General features: G+C 71.4%; 14 protein-coding genes. 12 read left to right on the top strand and 2 right to left on the bottom strand.

Translation table 11 applies throughout. From position 1 onward, the window contains the following. Positions 1–203 precede the first annotated feature (203 nt). The 8 genes from ruvC (at position 204) to ACFV88_RS25460 (ending at position 9705) form a co-directional block, all read left to right on the top strand. Positions 204–749, top strand: a complete 546-nt coding sequence (ruvC, locus tag ACFV88_RS25495; RefSeq protein ID WP_385494205.1) for a crossover junction endodeoxyribonuclease RuvC — start codon at positions 204–206, stop codon at positions 747–749. Continuing rightward, entirely contained in the window at positions 746–1354 is a 609-nt protein-coding gene (ruvA, locus tag ACFV88_RS25490) for a Holliday junction branch migration protein RuvA (protein WP_385494204.1), read from the top strand. The genes ruvC and ruvA overlap by 4 nt, the downstream gene beginning before the upstream one ends. Before the next feature lie 114 nt (positions 1355–1468). After that, positions 1469–2560 (top strand): Holliday junction branch migration DNA helicase RuvB, encoded by a 1092-nt coding sequence (gene ruvB, locus ACFV88_RS25485; RefSeq protein WP_385494203.1) that lies wholly within the window; start codon positions 1469–1471, stop codon positions 2558–2560. Between the two features lie 164 nt (positions 2561–2724). Further along, a complete protein-coding gene (gene yajC, locus ACFV88_RS25480) occupies positions 2725–3234 on the top strand; it encodes a preprotein translocase subunit YajC (protein WP_385494202.1) in 510 nt (169 codons plus the stop codon). A gap of 139 nt (positions 3235–3373) precedes the next feature. After that, positions 3374–5161 carry a protein translocase subunit SecD gene (gene secD / locus ACFV88_RS25475; RefSeq protein WP_385494201.1) on the top strand — a complete coding sequence of 596 codons (1788 nt, stop codon included), beginning with the start codon at positions 3374–3376 and terminating at the stop codon, positions 5159–5161. A 1-nt stretch (position 5162) separates the two neighbouring features. Next, positions 5163–6260 carry a protein translocase subunit SecF gene (gene secF, locus ACFV88_RS25470; protein ID WP_385494200.1) on the top strand — a complete coding sequence of 366 codons (1098 nt, stop codon included), beginning with the start codon at positions 5163–5165 and terminating at the stop codon, positions 6258–6260. After that, positions 6257–6796: an adenine phosphoribosyltransferase gene (locus tag ACFV88_RS25465; protein ID WP_385494199.1), complete on the top strand. Its 540-nt coding sequence runs from the start codon at positions 6257–6259 to the stop codon at positions 6794–6796. Before secF ends, ACFV88_RS25465 begins: the two co-directional genes overlap by 4 nt. Positions 6797–7155: 359 nt before the next feature. Next, a complete protein-coding gene (locus ACFV88_RS25460; protein ID WP_385494198.1) occupies positions 7156–9705 on the top strand; it encodes a RelA/SpoT family protein in 2550 nt (849 codons plus the stop codon). Between the two features lie 88 nt (positions 9706–9793). On the opposite strand, the gene ACFV88_RS25455 is transcribed toward ACFV88_RS25460, so the two are convergent. Further along, entirely contained in the window at positions 9794–11023 is a 1230-nt protein-coding gene (locus tag ACFV88_RS25455; RefSeq protein ID WP_385494197.1) for a DUF349 domain-containing protein, read from the bottom strand. Positions 11024–11157: 134 nt separating this feature from the next. Further along, the gene (locus ACFV88_RS25450) at positions 11158–11985 is read right to left on the bottom strand and encodes a peptidylprolyl isomerase (RefSeq protein WP_385494196.1); all 828 of its coding nucleotides are present in this window, start codon (positions 11983–11985) and stop codon (positions 11158–11160) included. Between the two features lie 211 nt (positions 11986–12196). Here ACFV88_RS25450 and ACFV88_RS25445 point away from each other — a divergent pair, with 211 nt between their 5' ends. The 4 genes from ACFV88_RS25445 (at position 12197) to ACFV88_RS25430 (ending at position 16516) form a co-directional block, all read left to right on the top strand. Continuing rightward, positions 12197–12904: an MBL fold metallo-hydrolase gene (locus ACFV88_RS25445; RefSeq protein WP_385494195.1), complete on the top strand. Its 708-nt coding sequence runs from the start codon at positions 12197–12199 to the stop codon at positions 12902–12904. A gap of 13 nt (positions 12905–12917) precedes the next feature. Then, positions 12918–14180: a histidine--tRNA ligase gene (gene hisS, locus ACFV88_RS25440; protein ID WP_385494194.1), complete on the top strand. Its 1263-nt coding sequence runs from the start codon at positions 12918–12920 to the stop codon at positions 14178–14180. A gap of 229 nt (positions 14181–14409) precedes the next feature. Next, complete coding sequence (locus ACFV88_RS25435) at positions 14410–15054, top strand: vitamin K epoxide reductase family protein (protein WP_385494193.1); 645 nt, start codon at positions 14410–14412, stop codon at positions 15052–15054. 82 nt (positions 15055–15136) lie between these two features. Beyond that, positions 15137–16516, top strand: coding sequence for a replication-associated recombination protein A (locus ACFV88_RS25430; RefSeq protein WP_385494192.1), 1380 nt, complete (start codon positions 15137–15139; stop codon positions 16514–16516). The last annotated feature ends 98 nt before the right edge of the window (positions 16517–16614 follow it).

The raw sequence follows: 16614 nt of genomic DNA, 5'->3' as shown, positions 1-16614 counted from the left end.
AGACCGCCCGCTTCCCGCTAACGGCCCCCGGCGGGTCGGGCGCCACCCCCGGGCCCCCGCCGACGGGCCGCCGGGACACACCCGTCGGCCCGTCGGCGCGTACGGGTCCGCGCCCCGTACCGTCGACACGGGGCGCGCGGGGCCCCGTTGTCAGCGGGTGCCGATAGCCTGCGGGAACAGGTGATCGACGGAAGGCGGTTGACGTGCGCGTACTGGGGGTGGACCCCGGGCTGACCCGCTGTGGGGTCGGGGTGGTGGAGGGCGTCGCCGGACGGCCGCTCACCATGGTCGGCGTCGGCGTGGTCCGCACCCCCGCCGATGCGCCCCTCGGCCACCGGCTGGTCGCCATCGAGCAGGGCATCGAACAGTGGCTCGACGAACACCGCCCGGAGTACGTGGCGGTGGAGCGGGTCTTCAGCCAGCACAACGTGCGCACGGTCATGGGCACCGCCCAGGCCAGCGCCGTGGCCCTGCTCTGCGCCTCCCGCCGCGGACTGCCCGTCGCCCTGCACACCCCCAGCGAGGTCAAGGCCGCCGTCACCGGCAGCGGGCGCGCGGACAAGGCCCAGGTCGGTGCCATGGTCACCCGCCTGCTCAGGCTCGACGCCCCGCCGAAACCCGCCGACGCCGCCGACGCCCTCGCCCTCGCCATCTGTCACATCTGGCGCGCCCCCGCCGTGAACCGCCTCCAGCAGGCCCACGACGAGGCCCGCCGGGCCAGCACCCTCGCACGGAAGGTCAACCGATGATCGCCTTCGTCAGCGGCCCGATCGCCTCGCTCGCCCCGGACGGGGCCGTCGTCGAGGTCGGCGGCATCGGCATCGCCGTCCAGTGCGCGCCGAACACCCTCTCCGCGCTCCGCGTCGGCCAGCCCGCCAGGATCGCGACCTCGCTGGTCGTCCGCGAGGATTCGCTCACGCTCTACGGATTCGCCGACGAGGACGAACGCCAGACGTTCGAACTGCTCCAGACCGCGAGCGGCGTCGGCCCCCGGCTCGCCCAGGCGATGCTCGCCGTGCACAGCCCGGACGCGTTGCGCCGTGCCGTCGCCTCCGCCGACGAGAAGGCGCTCGTCGCCGTTCCCGGCATCGGCAAGAAGGGCGCGCAGAAGCTCCTCATCGAACTCAAGGACCGGCTCGGGGCCCCCGTCGGCACCGCTCCGGCGTCCGCCACCCCGGCCGCCTCCGGCTGGCGCGACCAGCTCCAGACCGCCCTGATCGGCCTCGGCTACGCCCCCCGCGAGGCCGACGAGGCGGTCACCGCCGTGACCCCGCAGGCCGAGGCGGCCGGGGGCTCCCCGCAGGTGGGCCAACTCCTCAGGGCGGCCCTCCAGAGCCTGAACAAGGCCCGCTGACGCCCCGGCGCCCTCGTCGTGAGGGCGCCGGTGACCTCAGCCCCCCGCACCGGCTTTCGCACGCCACCCGCCGGCCGGACCGACCGGCCCCCTCCACCACCCCGAGGCACGCTGATGAACTGGGACGACTCGACCGACGAGACCTCCGCCGCCGAGGCCGACCGGCTGGTGGGAGCGTCCGCCGACCGCGAGGACCAGGCGGTGGAAGCGGCCCTGCGGCCCAAGGACCTGGCCGAGTTCATCGGCCAGGAGAAGGTCCGCGAGCAGCTCGACCTGGTCCTGCGGGCCGCCCGGGCGCGCGGCGCCACCGCCGACCACGTCCTGCTCTCCGGCCCCCCCGGCCTCGGCAAGACCACCCTGTCCATGATCATCGCGGCCGAGATGGGCGCTCCCATCCGGATCACCAGCGGCCCGGCCATCCAGCACGCGGGCGACCTCGCCGCCGTCCTCTCCTCCCTCCAGGAGGGCGAGGTCCTCTTCCTCGACGAGATCCACCGCATGTCGCGGCCCGCCGAGGAGATGCTCTACATGGCCATGGAGGACTTCCGCGTCGACGTGATCGTCGGCAAGGGGCCCGGGGCCACCGCGATCCCCCTGGAACTGCCGCCCTTCACCCTCGTCGGCGCCACCACCCGCGCCGGACTGCTGCCCCCGCCGCTGCGCGACCGCTTCGGCTTCACCGCGCACATGGAGTTCTACGGCCCCCCCGAACTGGAGCGCGTCGTCCACCGGTCCGCCGGCCTCCTCGACGTCACGATCGACACCGGGGGCGCCGCCGAGATCGCCGGCCGGTCCCGGGGCACCCCCCGCATCGCCAACCGACTGCTGCGCCGGGTCCGCGACTACGCGCAGGTCAAGGTGGACGGAGCGATCACCCGTGAGGTCGCCGGGGCGGCCCTGCGGGTGTACGAGGTGGACGAACGCGGTCTCGACCGGCTGGACCGGGCGGTGCTGGAGGCGCTGCTCAAGCTCTTCGGCGGCGGCCCGGTGGGCCTGTCCACGCTGGCCGTCGCGGTGGGGGAGGAGCGCGAGACCGTCGAGGAGGTCGCCGAGCCCTTCCTGGTCCGGGAGGGGCTGCTCGCGCGCACGCCCCGTGGTCGGGTGGCCACGCCGGCGGCCTGGGCGCACCTCGGACTGACCGCCCCCGAGCGCGCCCCGGGCGGATTCGTCGGCGGAATCGGACAACAGGACCTGTTCGGGGCGTGACGGCGCGTGTCCTCGCGGGGTCGGGAACCCCGGTGCCATGCTGAGCGTTGTTCCATGAGCGCGGACTCGCTTAGACTCCGCCGATGGCCCCCTCATGGGGGCGTCACCACACCCCCAATGATCAGGCCGCGCCGCAAGCGGTCCCTTGAAGGAAGTTCCGACCCGTGAGTCTCGTGACCCTCCTCCCGTTCATCGTGCTCATCGGGGCCATGTTCCTGATGACGCGGTCTGCGAAGAAGAAGCAGCAGCAGGCCGTCCAGATGCGGGACCAGATGCAGCCCGGATCAGGCGTCCGCACGATCGGTGGCATGTACGCCACCGTCAAGGAGGTCAGCGAGGACACGGTCCTCGTCGAAGCCGCCCCCGGCGTCCACCTGATCTTCGCCAAGAACGCGATCGCCGTCGTTCTCGAAGACGACGAGTACAACCGTCTCGTGCACGGCACCGACGAGACCGACGAGACCGACGGGTCTGACGACCTCGACGGCGCAGTCGTCCCCGATGACGCTTCCTCCCTCACCGAAGCCGCCGAATCCGAGGACTCCCGCGCCTCCCGCATCGACCTCGGCAAGAAGGACGCCGACACCGAAGCCGCCGGTGACGCGGTGGACGGGGCCGAGAAGGCGGCCGATGCCGAGCCGAAGAAGACCGACGGCGAGTCCGACGCGAAGTAGTCACGCCCGGGAGCTCCGCCGAGACCGCTCACGCGCGGTGGCTCCCGGGTCGTGCTGGCTTCACGCCGCGTCTCCACACCAGTGACCGGCCGTCGGCGCCCGACCCGCGCGGGGCGGCTGGAGAGGGAGAAACGACAAGGTGGCAGCACCCAAGAAGGGCCGTAAGCCGAGTGCACAGGGAAAGCCCGGGCGCACGCTGGTCCTGATCCTGATCGCCATGGTGGCGCTCACCGGGGGAATGTTCCTTTCGGGGCACACTACCCCGCGACTCGGGATCGACCTCGCCGGCGGTACGAGCATCACGCTCAAGGCGAAGAACGAACCCGGCCAGAAGAACGCGGTCAACCAGACCAACATGGAAACCGCCGTCGGCATCATCGAACGGCGGGTGAACGGCCTCGGCGTGTCCGAGGCCGAGGTGCAGACCCAGGGCAACGACAACATCATCGTCAACATCCCCCGGGGCACCGACGAGGAAACAGCGCGTGAGCAGGTCGGTACGACCGCGAAGCTGTCCTTCCGACCCGTCCTGAGCGGCATGCCGGTCACCGAGTCGGGCAAGGAGTCGCCCAGCCCGTCCCCGAGCGCCTCCGGCGACAAGGGCAAGGGCGGCGAGAGCGGCAAGCCCTCGGCCAGCTCCAGCAGCTCCGCCTCCCCCTCGCCGTCGAGCAGCGCCACCACCCAGGGCCGCGCGGTGACCGGGGCCCTCGCCGCCGACGCCACCCCCAGCGGTTCCGCCTCGGCCAAGCCGTCGGACTCCACCAGCCCGGCGCCGTCTTCCAGCTCCTCCGCCGACGCGGCCGCCGCCGCCCAGGCCACCGACCTCCAGAAGCGGCTCGAAGCGCTCGACTGCTCCACCGCCGAGGGCCGCCTGGCCGCCAGCGACGCGGCCCGCACCGCGAAGCCCGAGGACCCGGTCGTCGCCTGCGACCCGGACAGCGGCTACAAGTACGTGCTGGGCCCCGTCGCCGTCGAGGGCAAGCGCATCTCGGACGCCAGCGCCGTCATCGACCCCCAGGGTGTCGAGGGCTGGATCGTGCAGATGGACTTCGACAAGAAGGGCGCGGACCAGTTCGGCAAGATCACCTCCGAGCTCGCCGCGAAGGCCGCCCCGCAGAACCAGTTCGCCATCGTCCTCGACGGTGAGATCACCTCCGCCCCCTCGGTGAACACCGCGATCACCGGTGGCAACGCCCAGATCTCCGGCAACTTCAAGCAGGAGGAAGCCGAGAACCTGGGCAACATGCTCTCGTACGGCGCCCTGCCGCTGACGTTCGAGGAGCAGAGCGTCACCACCGTCACCGCCGCGCTCGGCGGTGAGCAGCTGGAGGCCGGCCTGATCGCCGGTGCCATCGGCCTCGCACTCGTCGTGATCTACCTGGTGGTCTACTACCGCGGCCTGGCGCTGATCGCCATCGCCTCGCTGCTGCTCTCCGCGGCCCTCACCTACGTGCTCATGTCCCTGCTCGGCCCGGCCATCGGCTTCGCGCTGAACCTGCCAGCCGTCTGCGGTGCGATCGTCGCCATCGGCATCACCGCCGACTCGTTCATCGTGTTCTTCGAACGGGTCCGTGACGAGGTCCGGGAAGGCCGTTCGCTGCGGCCCGCCGTCGAACGCGGCTGGCCCCGTGCCCGGCGCACCATCCTGGTCTCCGACTTCGTGTCGTTCCTCGCCGCCGCCGTGCTGTTCATCGTCACGGTCGGCAAGGTCCAGGGCTTCGCGTTCACGCTGGGCCTCACCACCCTGCTCGACGTGGTCGTGGTGTTCTTCTTCACCAAGCCGCTGCTGACCCTGGCCGCCCGCTCCAAGTTCTTCTCGGACGGTCACCCCTGGTCCGGCTTCGACCCGAAGCGCCTCGGGATCAAGGCTCCGCTGCGCCGCACCCGCCGCCCGTCCGCCCCTCTGACCGACCCGAAGGAGGCGTGACATGTCGCGACTCGGTGAACTGGGCGCCAAGCTGTACCGCGGCGAGGTCGGGTACGACTTCGTCGGCAAGCGCCGCTTCTGGTACGGCGTCTCCATCCTGATCACCATCACGGCGATCGTCGGCCTCGCGGTGCGCGGCCTGAACATGGGCATCGAGTTCCAGGGCGGTGCCGTCTTCACCACGCCCAAGGTGAGCGTGTCCGCCTCCCACGCGGAGAAGGTCGCCGAGGAGGCGGCCGGGCACGACGCGATCGTGCAGGAACTGGGCACCGGCGGCATGCGGATCCAGATCAGCAACGTCGACACCAGCAAGGCCGACCAGATCCGGCCGACGCTCGCCAAGGAACTGAACGTCGACCCGAAGGACATCAACGCCGAGCTGGTCGGCCCCAGTTGGGGTGAACAGATCGCCAACAAGGCGTGGACCGGCCTCGGCGTGTTCATGTTCCTCGTGGTGATCTACCTGGCGATCGCCTTCGAATGGCGGATGGCGCTCGCCGCACTGATCGCGTTGATCCACGACATCACCATCACCGTGGGCGTCTACGCCCTCGTCGGCTTCGAAGTGACGCCCGGTACCGTCATCGGTCTGCTGACGATCCTCGGCTACTCGCTGTACGACACGGTGGTCGTCTTCGACTCGCTCAAGGAACAGTCGAAGGACCTCACCAAACAGACCCGCTACACCTACAGCGAGGTCGCGAACCGGTCCATCAACAGCACCCTGGTGCGGTCGATCAACACCACGGTCGTCGCACTGCTGCCGGTCGCCGGTCTGCTGTTCATCGGTGGCGGTGTCCTCGGCGCCGGCATGCTCAACGACATCTCGCTGTCGCTGTTCGTCGGTCTCGCGGCCGGTGCCTACTCGTCGATCTTCATCGCCACGCCGCTCGTCGCCGACTTCAAGGAGCAGGAGCCGCAGTTCAAGGCGCTCACCAAGCGGGTGCTCGCCAAGCGCGCCCAGGCCGCCCGCGACGAGGCGGCGGCCGGCGGCGACGGTGCGCAGCCGCAGGACTCCGTGCCCGACGGCGAGCAGCACGCCGTCGTCGGCCCCCGCAGCCAGCGGGGCCGCGGACGCTCCTCGGGGCGGCGCCGATGACCGGGGTGAGCGAGCTGCTGCTGAGCCGCATCCGGGACGTGGCGGACTACCCGGAGCCGGGCGTGGTGTTCAAGGACATCACCCCCCTGCTCGCCGACCCGGAGACGTTCACGGCGCTGACCGACACCCTGACCGAGCTCACGCTGCGGTACGGGGCCACCAAGGTGGTCGGCCTGGAGGCCCGGGGCTTCATCCTGGGCGCTCCGGTCGCCGTTCGGGCGGGGGTGGGCTTCATCCCCGTCCGCAAGGCCGGCAAGCTGCCCGGGGCCACCCTCAGCCAGTCGTACGACCTCGAGTACGGTTCCGCCGAGATCGAGGTGCACGCCGAGGACCTCACCCCCGAGGACCGGGTGATGGTCATCGACGACGTCCTCGCCACCGGCGGCACGGCCGAGGCGTCGCTCTCGCTGATCCGGCGCGCGGGCGCGTCGGTGGCCGGGGTCGCCGTCCTGATGGAGCTGGGCTTCCTGAACGGCCGGACCCGGCTGGAGGCCGCGCTGGACGGCGCACCCCTCCAGTCCCTCATCACCATCTGACCGTCCCGCCGCCGACCGCGGCACGGTTTCGGGGCGCCCCCGGGAACACCAGGTTCCCGGGGGCGCCCCTTTTCGGCGGTCCCAGGAATTCTTGGCGCATATCTTGCGTTGACAGCCGCACAGGATGTCCCATGGGCCACAGCAGCGCCCCGGGCACCTTCCGGGGTCCTGACACATTCCTGCGCGCGGGTGTCGCGCGTCGCCGTCCCGGGACCGCCGGGGGCGTCCGCGGTGCCCACGGTCACGACGGCCGCTCGCGCAGGGCGGCGTCCCGCACGACAGGAGGCCGCGGCCCGGGGTCGATACCATGGGCCTGCCGGGACCTGACCGGAGGACCCGGAAGCGCACGAGGAGCGCACTTGCCAGACGAGCCCCAGCCATTCGCCGCCACGCCCGAAACGCAGGCAGAACGGGCGGCGGCCCGCACCACCGCGACCGCCAAGCCCGCGCAGGACGCGCGGCCGGGCAAGCCCGCCGAGCACGCGCGCAGCGGTCGGGCGGAGGAACCGTCACGCCCGAAACCGTCTGGGCGGCCCGCTCCCGCCTCCCCGGCGTCCGGTCCGGCCCGCCCCGCCTCCGGGCAGGCTTCGCCGCGCTCCGCCTCGTCCAACCGGGTCCGCGCCCGGCTCGCCCGGCTGGGCGTCCAGCGCTCCAACCCGTACAACCCGGTCCTGGAACCGCTGCTGCGGATAGTGCGGGGGAACGACCCCAAGATCGAGACGGCGACCCTGCGCCAGATCGAGAAGGCGTACCAGGTCGCCGAGCGGTGGCACCGTGGTCAGAAGCGCAAGAGCGGCGACCCGTACATCACGCACCCGCTCGCCGTCACCACGATCCTCGCCGAGCTCGGCATGGACCCGGCGACCCTCATGGCGGGCCTGCTGCACGACACCGTCGAGGACACCGAGTACGGCCTCGACACCCTGCGCCGGGACTTCGGGGACACCGTCGCCCTGCTGGTGGACGGCGTCACCAAGCTCGACAAGGTCAAGTTCGGCGAGGCCGCGCAGGCCGAGACCGTCCGCAAGATGGTCGTCGCCATGGCCAAGGACCCGCGCGTCCTGGTCATCAAGCTCGCGGACCGCCTCCACAACATGCGCACCATGCGCTACCTCAAGCGGGAGAAGCAGGAGAAGAAGGCCCGCGAGACGCTGGAGATCTACGCCCCGCTCGCCCACCGGCTGGGCATGAACACCATCAAATGGGAGCTGGAGGACCTCGCCTTCGCGATCCTCTACCCCAAGATGTACGACGAGATCGTCCGGCTCGTCGCGGAGCGCGCCCCCAAGCGGGACGAGTACCTGGCCATAGTGACCGACGAGGTCCAGGCCGACCTGCGGGCCGCCCGCATCAAGGCGACCGTCACCGGCCGCCCCAAGCACTACTACAGCGTCTACCAGAAGATGATCGTCCGCGGCCGGGACTTCGCGGAGATCTACGACCTGGTGGGCATCCGCGTCCTGGTGGACACCGTCCGTGACTGTTACGCGGCCCTGGGCACCGTCCACGCGCGCTGGAACCCGGTTCCGGGGCGCTTCAAGGACTACATCGCGATGCCCAAGTTCAACATGTACCAGTCGCTGCACACCACCGTGATCGGGCCCAACGGCAAGCCCGTCGAGCTCCAGATCCGCACCTTCGACATGCACCGCCGGGCCGAGTACGGCATCGCCGCGCACTGGAAGTACAAGCAGGAGGCGGTGGCGGGCGCCTCCAAGGTCCGCACCGACGCCCCCAAGAGCCCGGCCGGCAAGGCGGGCAAGGACAGTGCGGCCGTCAACGACATGGCCTGGCTGCGCCAGCTGCTCGACTGGCAGAAGGAGACCGAGGACCCGGGCGAGTTCCTGGAGTCCCTGCGCTTCGACCTGTCCCGCAACGAGGTCTTCGTCTTCACGCCCAAGGGCGACGTCATAGCGCTGCCCGCGGGCGCCACCCCCGTCGACTTCGCGTACGCCGTGCACACCGAGGTGGGCCACCGCACCATAGGGGCCCGGGTCAACGGCCGGCTCGTCCCGCTGGAGTCCACGCTCGACAACGGCGACCTGGTGGAAGTGTTCACCTCGAAGGCGACCAACGCCAGCCCCTCCCGGGACTGGCTCGGCTTCGTCAAGTCCCCCCGGGCCCGCAACAAGATCCGCGCCTGGTTCTCCAAGGAACGCCGGGACGAGGCCATCGAGCAGGGCAAGGACGCCATCGCCCGCGCGATGCGCAAGCAGAACCTGCCCATCCAACGCATCCTCACCGGGGACTCCCTGGTCACCCTCGCCCACGAGATGCGCTACCCGGACATCTCCTCGCTGTACGCGGCGATCGGCGAGGGCCACGTCGCCGCGGCGAACGTCGTCCAGAAGCTCGTCCAGGCGCTCGGGGGCGAGGAGGCCGCCAGCGAGGACATCGAGGAGAGCGTGCCCCCGGCGCGCGGTCGCGGCCGCAAGCGCCGTTCCAACGCCGACCCCGGGGTGGTCGTCAAGGGCGTCGACGACGTCTGGGTGAAGCTGGCGCGCTGCTGCACCCCCGTGCCGGGGGACCCGATCATCGGGTTCGTCACCCGCGGCAGCGGCGTCTCGGTGCACCGTGCGGACTGCGTCAACGTCGAGTCCCTGTCCAAGCAGCCCGAACGCATCCTGGACGTCGAGTGGGCGCCCACCCAGTCCTCGGTGTTCCTCGTCGCCATCCAGGTCGAGGCTCTGGACCGCTCCCGGCTGCTCTCCGACGTCACCCGGGTCCTGTCGGACCAGCATGTCAACATCCTCTCGGCGGCCGTCCAGACCTCCCGGGACCGGGTGGCCACCTCCCGGTTCACCTTCGAGATGGGCGACCCCAAGCACCTCGGCCACGTCCTCAAGGCGGTCCGCGGAGTGGAGGGCGTCTACGACGTCTACCGCGTCACCTCGGCCCGCAGGCCCTGAGCGGGGCGGTCACCGAGCACGACGAAGGGGGCTGCCCCGCACACTCCGGTGCGGGGCAGCCCCCTTCGTCGTCGCTACGGGCCCGGGGTCAGCCCCCGAACTCCTGGAGACCCTTGAGCGCCTGGTCGAGCAGCGCCTGCCGACCCTCCAACTCGCGCTCCAGCTTGTCCGCCTTGGCGTTGTTGCCCTGCGCCCGCGCCGCGTCGACCTGCGCCCGCAGCTTGTCCACGGCCGCCTGGAGCTGACCGGTCAGGCCCTCGGCACGGGCCCGTGCCTCCGGGTTGGTCCGGCGCCACTCCGACTCCTCCGAGTCCTGGAGGGCCCGCTCCACCGTGTGCATCCGGCCCTCGACCCGCGCGCGGGCGTCCCGCGGCACGTGACCGATGGCCTCCCACCGCTCGTTGACCGAACGGAACGCGGCCCGGGCCGCCTTCAGATCCGTCACCGGGAGCAGCTTCTCGGCCTCCGCGACCAGCTCCTCCTTGAGCTTCAGATTCTCCGTCTGCTCGGCGTCACGCTCGGCGAACACCGAACTGCGGGCCGCGAAGAACACGTCCTGCGCACCCCGGAAACGGTTCCACAGGTCGTCCTCGTGTTCCCGCTGGGCCCGACCCGCGGCCTTCCAGTCCGCCATCAACTCGCGGTAGCGGGCCGCCGTCGGACCCCAGTCCGCCGAACCCGACAGCGCCTCCGCCTCGGAGACCAGCCGCTCCTTGGTCTTGCGGGCCTCCTCGCGCTGCGCGTCCAACGACGCGAAGTGCGCCTTGCGCCGCTTGGAGAACGCGGAGCGGGCGTGCGAGAAGCGGTGCCACAACTCGTCGTCGGACTTGCGGTCGAGGCGGGGCAGCCCCTTCCAGGTGTCCACCAGCGCCCGCAACCGCTCGCCGGCGGACCGCCACTGCTCGCTGCGGGCCAGCTCCTCCGCCTCGGAGACCAGGTCCTCCTTGGCCTGCCGCGCCTCGTCGGACTGCTTCGCCCGCTCGGCCTTGCGCTCCTCGCGGCGCGCGTCGACCGTCTCCACGAGCTTGTCGAGCCGCTTGCGCAACGCGTCGAGATCGCCCACCGCGTGGTGCGCGTCCACCTGTTCACGGAGGTGACCGACAGCGGTCTGGGCGTCCTTCGCGGACAGGTCGGTGGTCCTCACCCGGCGTTCGAGGAGGCCGATCTCCACGACCAGGCCCTCGTACTTGCGCTCGAAGTAGGCCAGCGCCTCCTCGGGAGAGCCGGCCTGCCAGGAACCGACGACCTGCTCGCCCTCGGCCGTCCGCACGTACACGGTCCCCGTCTCGTCGACGCGGCCCCACGGGTCGCTGCTCACAGCGCCTCCTCCACATGATGCCCGCGCGGGCCGAGGCGGCCCCCGGGCATCGTCCACAGTTTCGTCACGGTCAATCTAGGCGACCGGCGGGGCGGCTGTCCGCATCCCGCGCGACCGGATTTACGCAGTCCGGATCAGGACTTGGTGACCGTGGCCTTGTTGATGACCACGGTCGCGTTGGGCTTGGTCGTCCCCATCTGGTCCGGGGCCGCGGCACCCGCGCCCGCGATCTTCTTCAGCACCTTCATGCCCGACGCGGACAGCGTGCCGAACGGCGTGTAGTCCGGCGGCAGCTGGCTGTCCTGGTAGACCAGGAAGAACTGGCTGCCGCCCGAGTCGCGGCCCTTCTTGGTCTGCCCGTTGTACTGGTTCGCCATGGCCACGGTCCCCGCCGGGTACACATTGCCCTTCAGACGCTCGTCCTTCAGGTTCTCGTCCGGGATCGAGTAGCCCGGCCCGCCCTGCCCGGTGCCCTGCGGGTCACCGCACTGGAGCACGTAGATGCCGCTGGTGGTGAGCCGGTGGCACTTGGTGTGGTCCAGGTAGCCCTTCTTCAGCAGGAAGTCGAACGAGTTCACCGTGCGGGGCGCCGCCGCCGCGTCGAGCCCGATGTCGAGGACACCGCACGTGGTGTCCAGCTTCATCGTGTACTTCGCGGACTTGTCGACGGCGAGTTTGGGTTCCTTCTTGTACGTCGCCGTCTTCGGCTTGCCCGCGGCGGGCTTCTCGCACGGGTCCGGGGCCTTGCTCGGCGAGGCCGCGGCCCCGCTCTTCTTGTCGCCGCCGCCGTCGAACGCGCCCGCCGCGTACGACACCGCGCCGCCCGCCACCACCACGGCCAGTACCGCCGCGATCACCGCGTTGCGCGTACGCCCCTTGCGCCGTGCGTCCTCGCGCCGCTGCTGCTGCCGCAAGAACTTCTCCCGGGCGAGCTGCCGCCGCCGCTGCTCCTGGCTGACCAACGGGATGTCTCCGTTCCTGTCGTGGTCAGTCGTGGCTACGCCTCGAAAACCCTGACCGCCTGCGTATGTGCCCCGTACCGTATCCGGGTTCGCTGTGTGTACGGCAGCGCCGGTAGGCTCTGGGGGAGCCGAGCCCTCCGGACGGCGGGCGTCACGGCATCCCATTCGTACGAGACGTACGAGAACATTCCGAGACACACGAAGGACGATCGTGCTCATTGCGGGGTTCCCCGCCGGGGCCTGGGGCACCAATTGTTATCTGGTCGCCCCCGCCGCCGGCGAGGAGTGCGTGATCATCGACCCGGGCCACCAGGCCGCCCAGGGAGTCGAGGACGCCATCGCCAAGCATCGACTCAAGCCCGTCGCGGTCATCCTCACCCACGGCCACATCGACCACGTCGCCTCGGTGGTCCCGGTGTGCGGCGCGCACGACGTGCCCGCCTGGATCCATCCCGAGGACCGGTACATGATGAGCGACCCGGAGAAGGCGCTCGGCCGGACCATCGGGGCGCCCCTGATGGGCGAGCTGACCGTGGGCGAGCCCGACGACCTCCGGGAGCTGACCGACGGCTCCACCCTGGAGCTCGCCGGCCTCGACCTCACCGTGGCGCACGCACCCGGGCATACCAGGGGGTCGGTGACCTTCAGGATGCCCGAGGGCGCGGACGTGCCGTCCGTGTTCTTCTCGGGCGACCTGCTCTTCGCCGGCTCCATCGGACGCACCGACCTGCCCGGCGGCAGCCACCCCGAGATCCTGCGGTCCCTGGCCCGCGTGTGCCTGCCGCTCGACGACTCGACCGTGGTGCTGTCCGGCCACGGCCCCCAGACCACCATCGGCCGGGAGCGCGCCACCAACCCCCATCTGCGGCAGGTGGCCGACGGCCAGGGAGCCCCCGCGGCCCCCCGACGAGGAATGTGACGAGACCAACCCCGTGAGCACCTTCACCGCCCCCAAGGGCACGTACGACCTGATCCCCCCGACCAGCGCGGTCTTCCTCGCCGTCCGTGACGCGCTCGCGGCGCCGCTACGGGCCTCCGGGTACGGGTACGTCGAGACCCCCGGCTTCGAGGACGTCGAACTCTTCGCCCGCGGCGTCGGCGAGTCCACCGACATCGTCACCAAGGAGATGTACACCCTCACCACCAAGGGCGGCAGCGAACTGGCGCTGCGCCCCGAGGGCACCGCCTCCGTGCTGCGCGCCGCGTTGGAGGCCAACCTCCACAAGGCCGGCAACCTCCCGGTCAAGCTCTGGTACTCCGGCTCGTACTACCGCTACGAGCGCCCCCAGAAGGGCCGCTACCGCCACTTCTCGCAGGTCGGCGCCGAGGCCATCGGCACCGAGGACCCGGCGCTCGACGCGGAACTGATCCTGCTGGCCGACCAGGCGTACCGGTCCCTCGGCCTCACCGGCTTCCGCATCCTGCTCAACTCGCTCGGCGACCGCACGTGCCGCCCCGCCTACCGGGCGGCGCTCCAGGACTTCCTGCGCGGCCTCGACCTGGACGAGGAGACCCGCCGGCGCATCGAGATCAACCCGCTGCGCGTCCTCGACGACAAGCGCGCCGAGGTGCAGGAACAACTCGCCGACGCCCCGCTGCTGCGGGACCACCTGTGCGAGGCGTGCCGCGCCTACCACGCCGAGGTCCGCGAGCTGCTGACCGCCCAGGGCGTCGCCTTCGAGGACGACCCGCGACTGGTGCGCGGCCTCGACTACTACACCCGGACCACCTTCGAGTTCGTCCACGACGGCCTCGGGGCGCAGTCCGCGGTGGGCGGCGGCGGCCGGTACGACGGCCTGTCCGAGATGATCGGCGGCCCCGCGCTGCCCTCCGTCGGCTGGGCGCTCGGCGTGGACCGCACCGTCCTCGCGCTGGAGGCCGAGGGGATCACCCTCGACATCCCGCCCGCCACCAGCGTGTACGCGGTGCCGCTCGGCGAGGAGGCCCGCAAGGTCCTCTTCGCCGTGGTGGCCGACCTGCGCCGGGCGGGGATCGCGACCGACTTCGCCTACGGCGGTCGCGGCATCAAGTCCGCGATGAAGTCCGCGCACCGCTCCGGCGCCCGGTTCGCGCTGGTGGCGGGGGAGCGGGACCTGGCGGACGGAGTGGTCCAGCTCAAGAACATGGAGTCGGGCGAGCAGGAGCCCGTCGCCCTGGACGCGGTCGTCGACGCGCTGCGCTCCCGGCTCGGCTGAGCGCACATCCGTACGAGGGGGTCGCGCGGCCGGGTGCCGTGCGGCCCCCTCGTTTCCCGTTCGAGGGGGTCGAGGGGACCCGCTCCGGAGCCCGGACGGAGCCCGTCACCTGCGACGGGGCCGCCACCGCGGCGGACGGACCTTATCCGTACCGAACGGTGGGACCCAGGTCACGTACGGCACAATGACCCTGCCCTTGGACCGCGACTCGACTGACGGAAACGGCGAGATGACCAAGACGACGACAGCAGAACCCCCGGTGTCCTCGGCCCCCTCCACGCCGGACACTTCGAGAGCGGGTGCCGGCCGGGGGCTCGCCCTGCTGCTGGTGATCACCGGCGCGGCCGGACTCCTCGCCGCGTGGATCATCACGCTCGACAAGTTCAAGCTGCTGGAGAATCCGGACTACGTCCCCGGGTGCAGCGTCAACCCGGTCATCTCCTGCGGCAACATCATGAAGAGCGAGCAGGCGAGCGTCTTCGGGTTCCCCAACCCGATGCTCGGGCTCGTCACCTACGGCATCGTCATCGCCGTCGGCATGAGCCTGCTCGCCGGGGCCCGCTTCCCGCGCTGGTACTGGCTCACCCTGAACGCCGGAATGCTCTTCGGCGTCGGCTTCTGCGCCTGGCTCACCTACCAGTCCCTGTACGAGATCAACTCCCTGTGCCTGTGGTGCTGCCTCGCCTGGGCCGCCACGATCGTCATGTTCTGGTACGTGACCTCCTCCAACATCCGCAACGGCTTCCTGCCGGCGCCGAGCTGGCTGAAGCGCTTCTTCGCCGAGTTCACCTGGGTCCTGCCCGTCGTGCACCTCGGCATCATCGCCATGCTGATCCTGACCCGCTGGAAGGAGCAGCTCTGGGCGGCCAGCTGAACCGCCGGGCCCCGGCCCGTGCCGCCGCGGGCCACGCTGCCCGGCGGCACGGGCCGCGGCGCCGCTGACATAGGGTTCACCCGTGGAACCCGATCTCTTCACCGCGGCAGCCGAGGAACGTCAGGAGAAGGACCCGGCGAGCAGTCCGCTGGCCGTGCGCATGCGCCCCCGCACCCTCGACGAGGTCGTCGGCCAACAGCACCTGCTCAAGCCCGGAGCCCCTCTGCGCCGCCTGGTCGGCGAGGGCGGCGGTGGCCCGGCCGGCCCCTCCTCGGTGATCCTGTGGGGCCCGCCCGGCACCGGGAAGACGACCCTCGCGTACGTCGTCTCCAAGGCCACCAACAAGCGCTTCGTGGAACTCTCGGCGATCACCGCCGGCGTCAAGGAGGTCCGCGCGGTCATCGAGGGCGCCCGTCGCGCCACCGGCGGCTACGGCAAGGAGACCGTCCTCTTCCTGGACGAGATCCACCGCTTCAGCAAGGCGCAGCAGGACTCGCTGCTGCCGGCCGTGGAGAACCGCTGGGTCACCCTGATCGCCGCCACCACCGAGAACCCGTACTTCTCGGTGATCTCCCCGCTGCTCTCCCGCTCCCTGCTGCTCACCCTGGAACCCCTCACCGACGAGGACCTGCGCGCGCTGCTGCGGCGCGCGCTCACCGACGAGCGCGGGCTCGGCGGCGCCGTCACCCTCGACGAGGACGCCGAGGGCCATCTGCTGCGGATCGCCGGCGGGGACGCCCGGCGCGCGCTCACCGCGCTCGAAGCGGGTGCCGGTTCCGCCCTCGCCAAGGGCGAGGGCACGGTGACGCTGACCACCCTGGAGGAGTCCGTCGACCGGGCGGCGGTGAAGTACGACCGCGCGGGCGACCAGCACTACGACGTGACCAGCGCCCTCATCAAGTCCATCCGGGGCTCCGACGTGGACGCCGCGCTCCACTACCTGGCCCGCATGATCGAGGCGGGCGAGGACCCCCGATTCATCGCCCGCCGGCTGATGATCTCCGCCAGCGAGGACATCGGGCTCGCCGACCCGACCGCCCTGCCCCTCGCCGTGGCCGCCGCCCAGGCCGTCGCGCTCATCGGCTTCCCGGAGGCGGCGCTGACCCTCAGCCACGCCACCATCGCGCTGGCCCTCGCCCCCAAGTCCAATGCGGCGACCCTCGCGATCGGTGCCGCGATGGAGGACGTCCGCGCCGGTCTCGCGGGCCCGGTCCCGGCGCACCTGAGGGACGGCCACTACCAGGGCGCCGCCAAGCTCGGTCACGCCCAGGGCTACCTCTACCCCCATGACGTCCCCGGCGGCATCGCCGCCCAGCGGTACGCACCCGAGGCCGTCGAGGGCAAGCGCTACTACCGCCCCACCCGGTACGGGGCGGAGGCCCGGTACGCGGACGTCGTGGACCGGGTCCGCGCCCGGTTGCGGGGCGAGCAGCCGGGCGGCTCCGAGACCCCCACCCAGTAGCCGACCACCGGGCCGGGTCATCCCGACCCCGGACACCCGCTAAACTGGCCCGAGTGCTGCGTCCCGTGTCCGACCCCGGTCGGTTCACCAGAGCGGGA

The sequence above is a fragment of the Streptomyces sp. NPDC059816 genome (assembly GCF_042732055.1).
In the GTDB taxonomy this organism is placed as follows: Bacteria; Actinomycetota; Actinomycetes; order Streptomycetales; family Streptomycetaceae; genus Streptomyces.
This window is presented reverse-complemented; position numbering and strand designations above follow the sequence as displayed.

What these genes read in the sequence shown, in the direction of transcription:
- secF (WP_385494200.1), top strand. Translation starts at nt 5,163, where the DNA reads ATGTCGCGACTCGGTGAACTGGGCGCCAAGCTGTACCGCGGCGAGGTC.
- ACFV88_RS25465 (WP_385494199.1), top strand. Translation starts at nt 6,257, where the DNA reads ATGACCGGGGTGAGCGAGCTGCTGCTGAGCCGCATCCGGGACGTGGCG.
- ruvB (WP_385494203.1), top strand. Translation starts at nt 1,469, where the DNA reads ATGAACTGGGACGACTCGACCGACGAGACCTCCGCCGCCGAGGCCGAC.
- ruvA (WP_385494204.1), top strand. Translation starts at nt 746, where the DNA reads ATGATCGCCTTCGTCAGCGGCCCGATCGCCTCGCTCGCCCCGGACGGG.
- ACFV88_RS25435 (WP_385494193.1), top strand. Translation starts at nt 14,410, where the DNA reads ATGACCAAGACGACGACAGCAGAACCCCCGGTGTCCTCGGCCCCCTCC.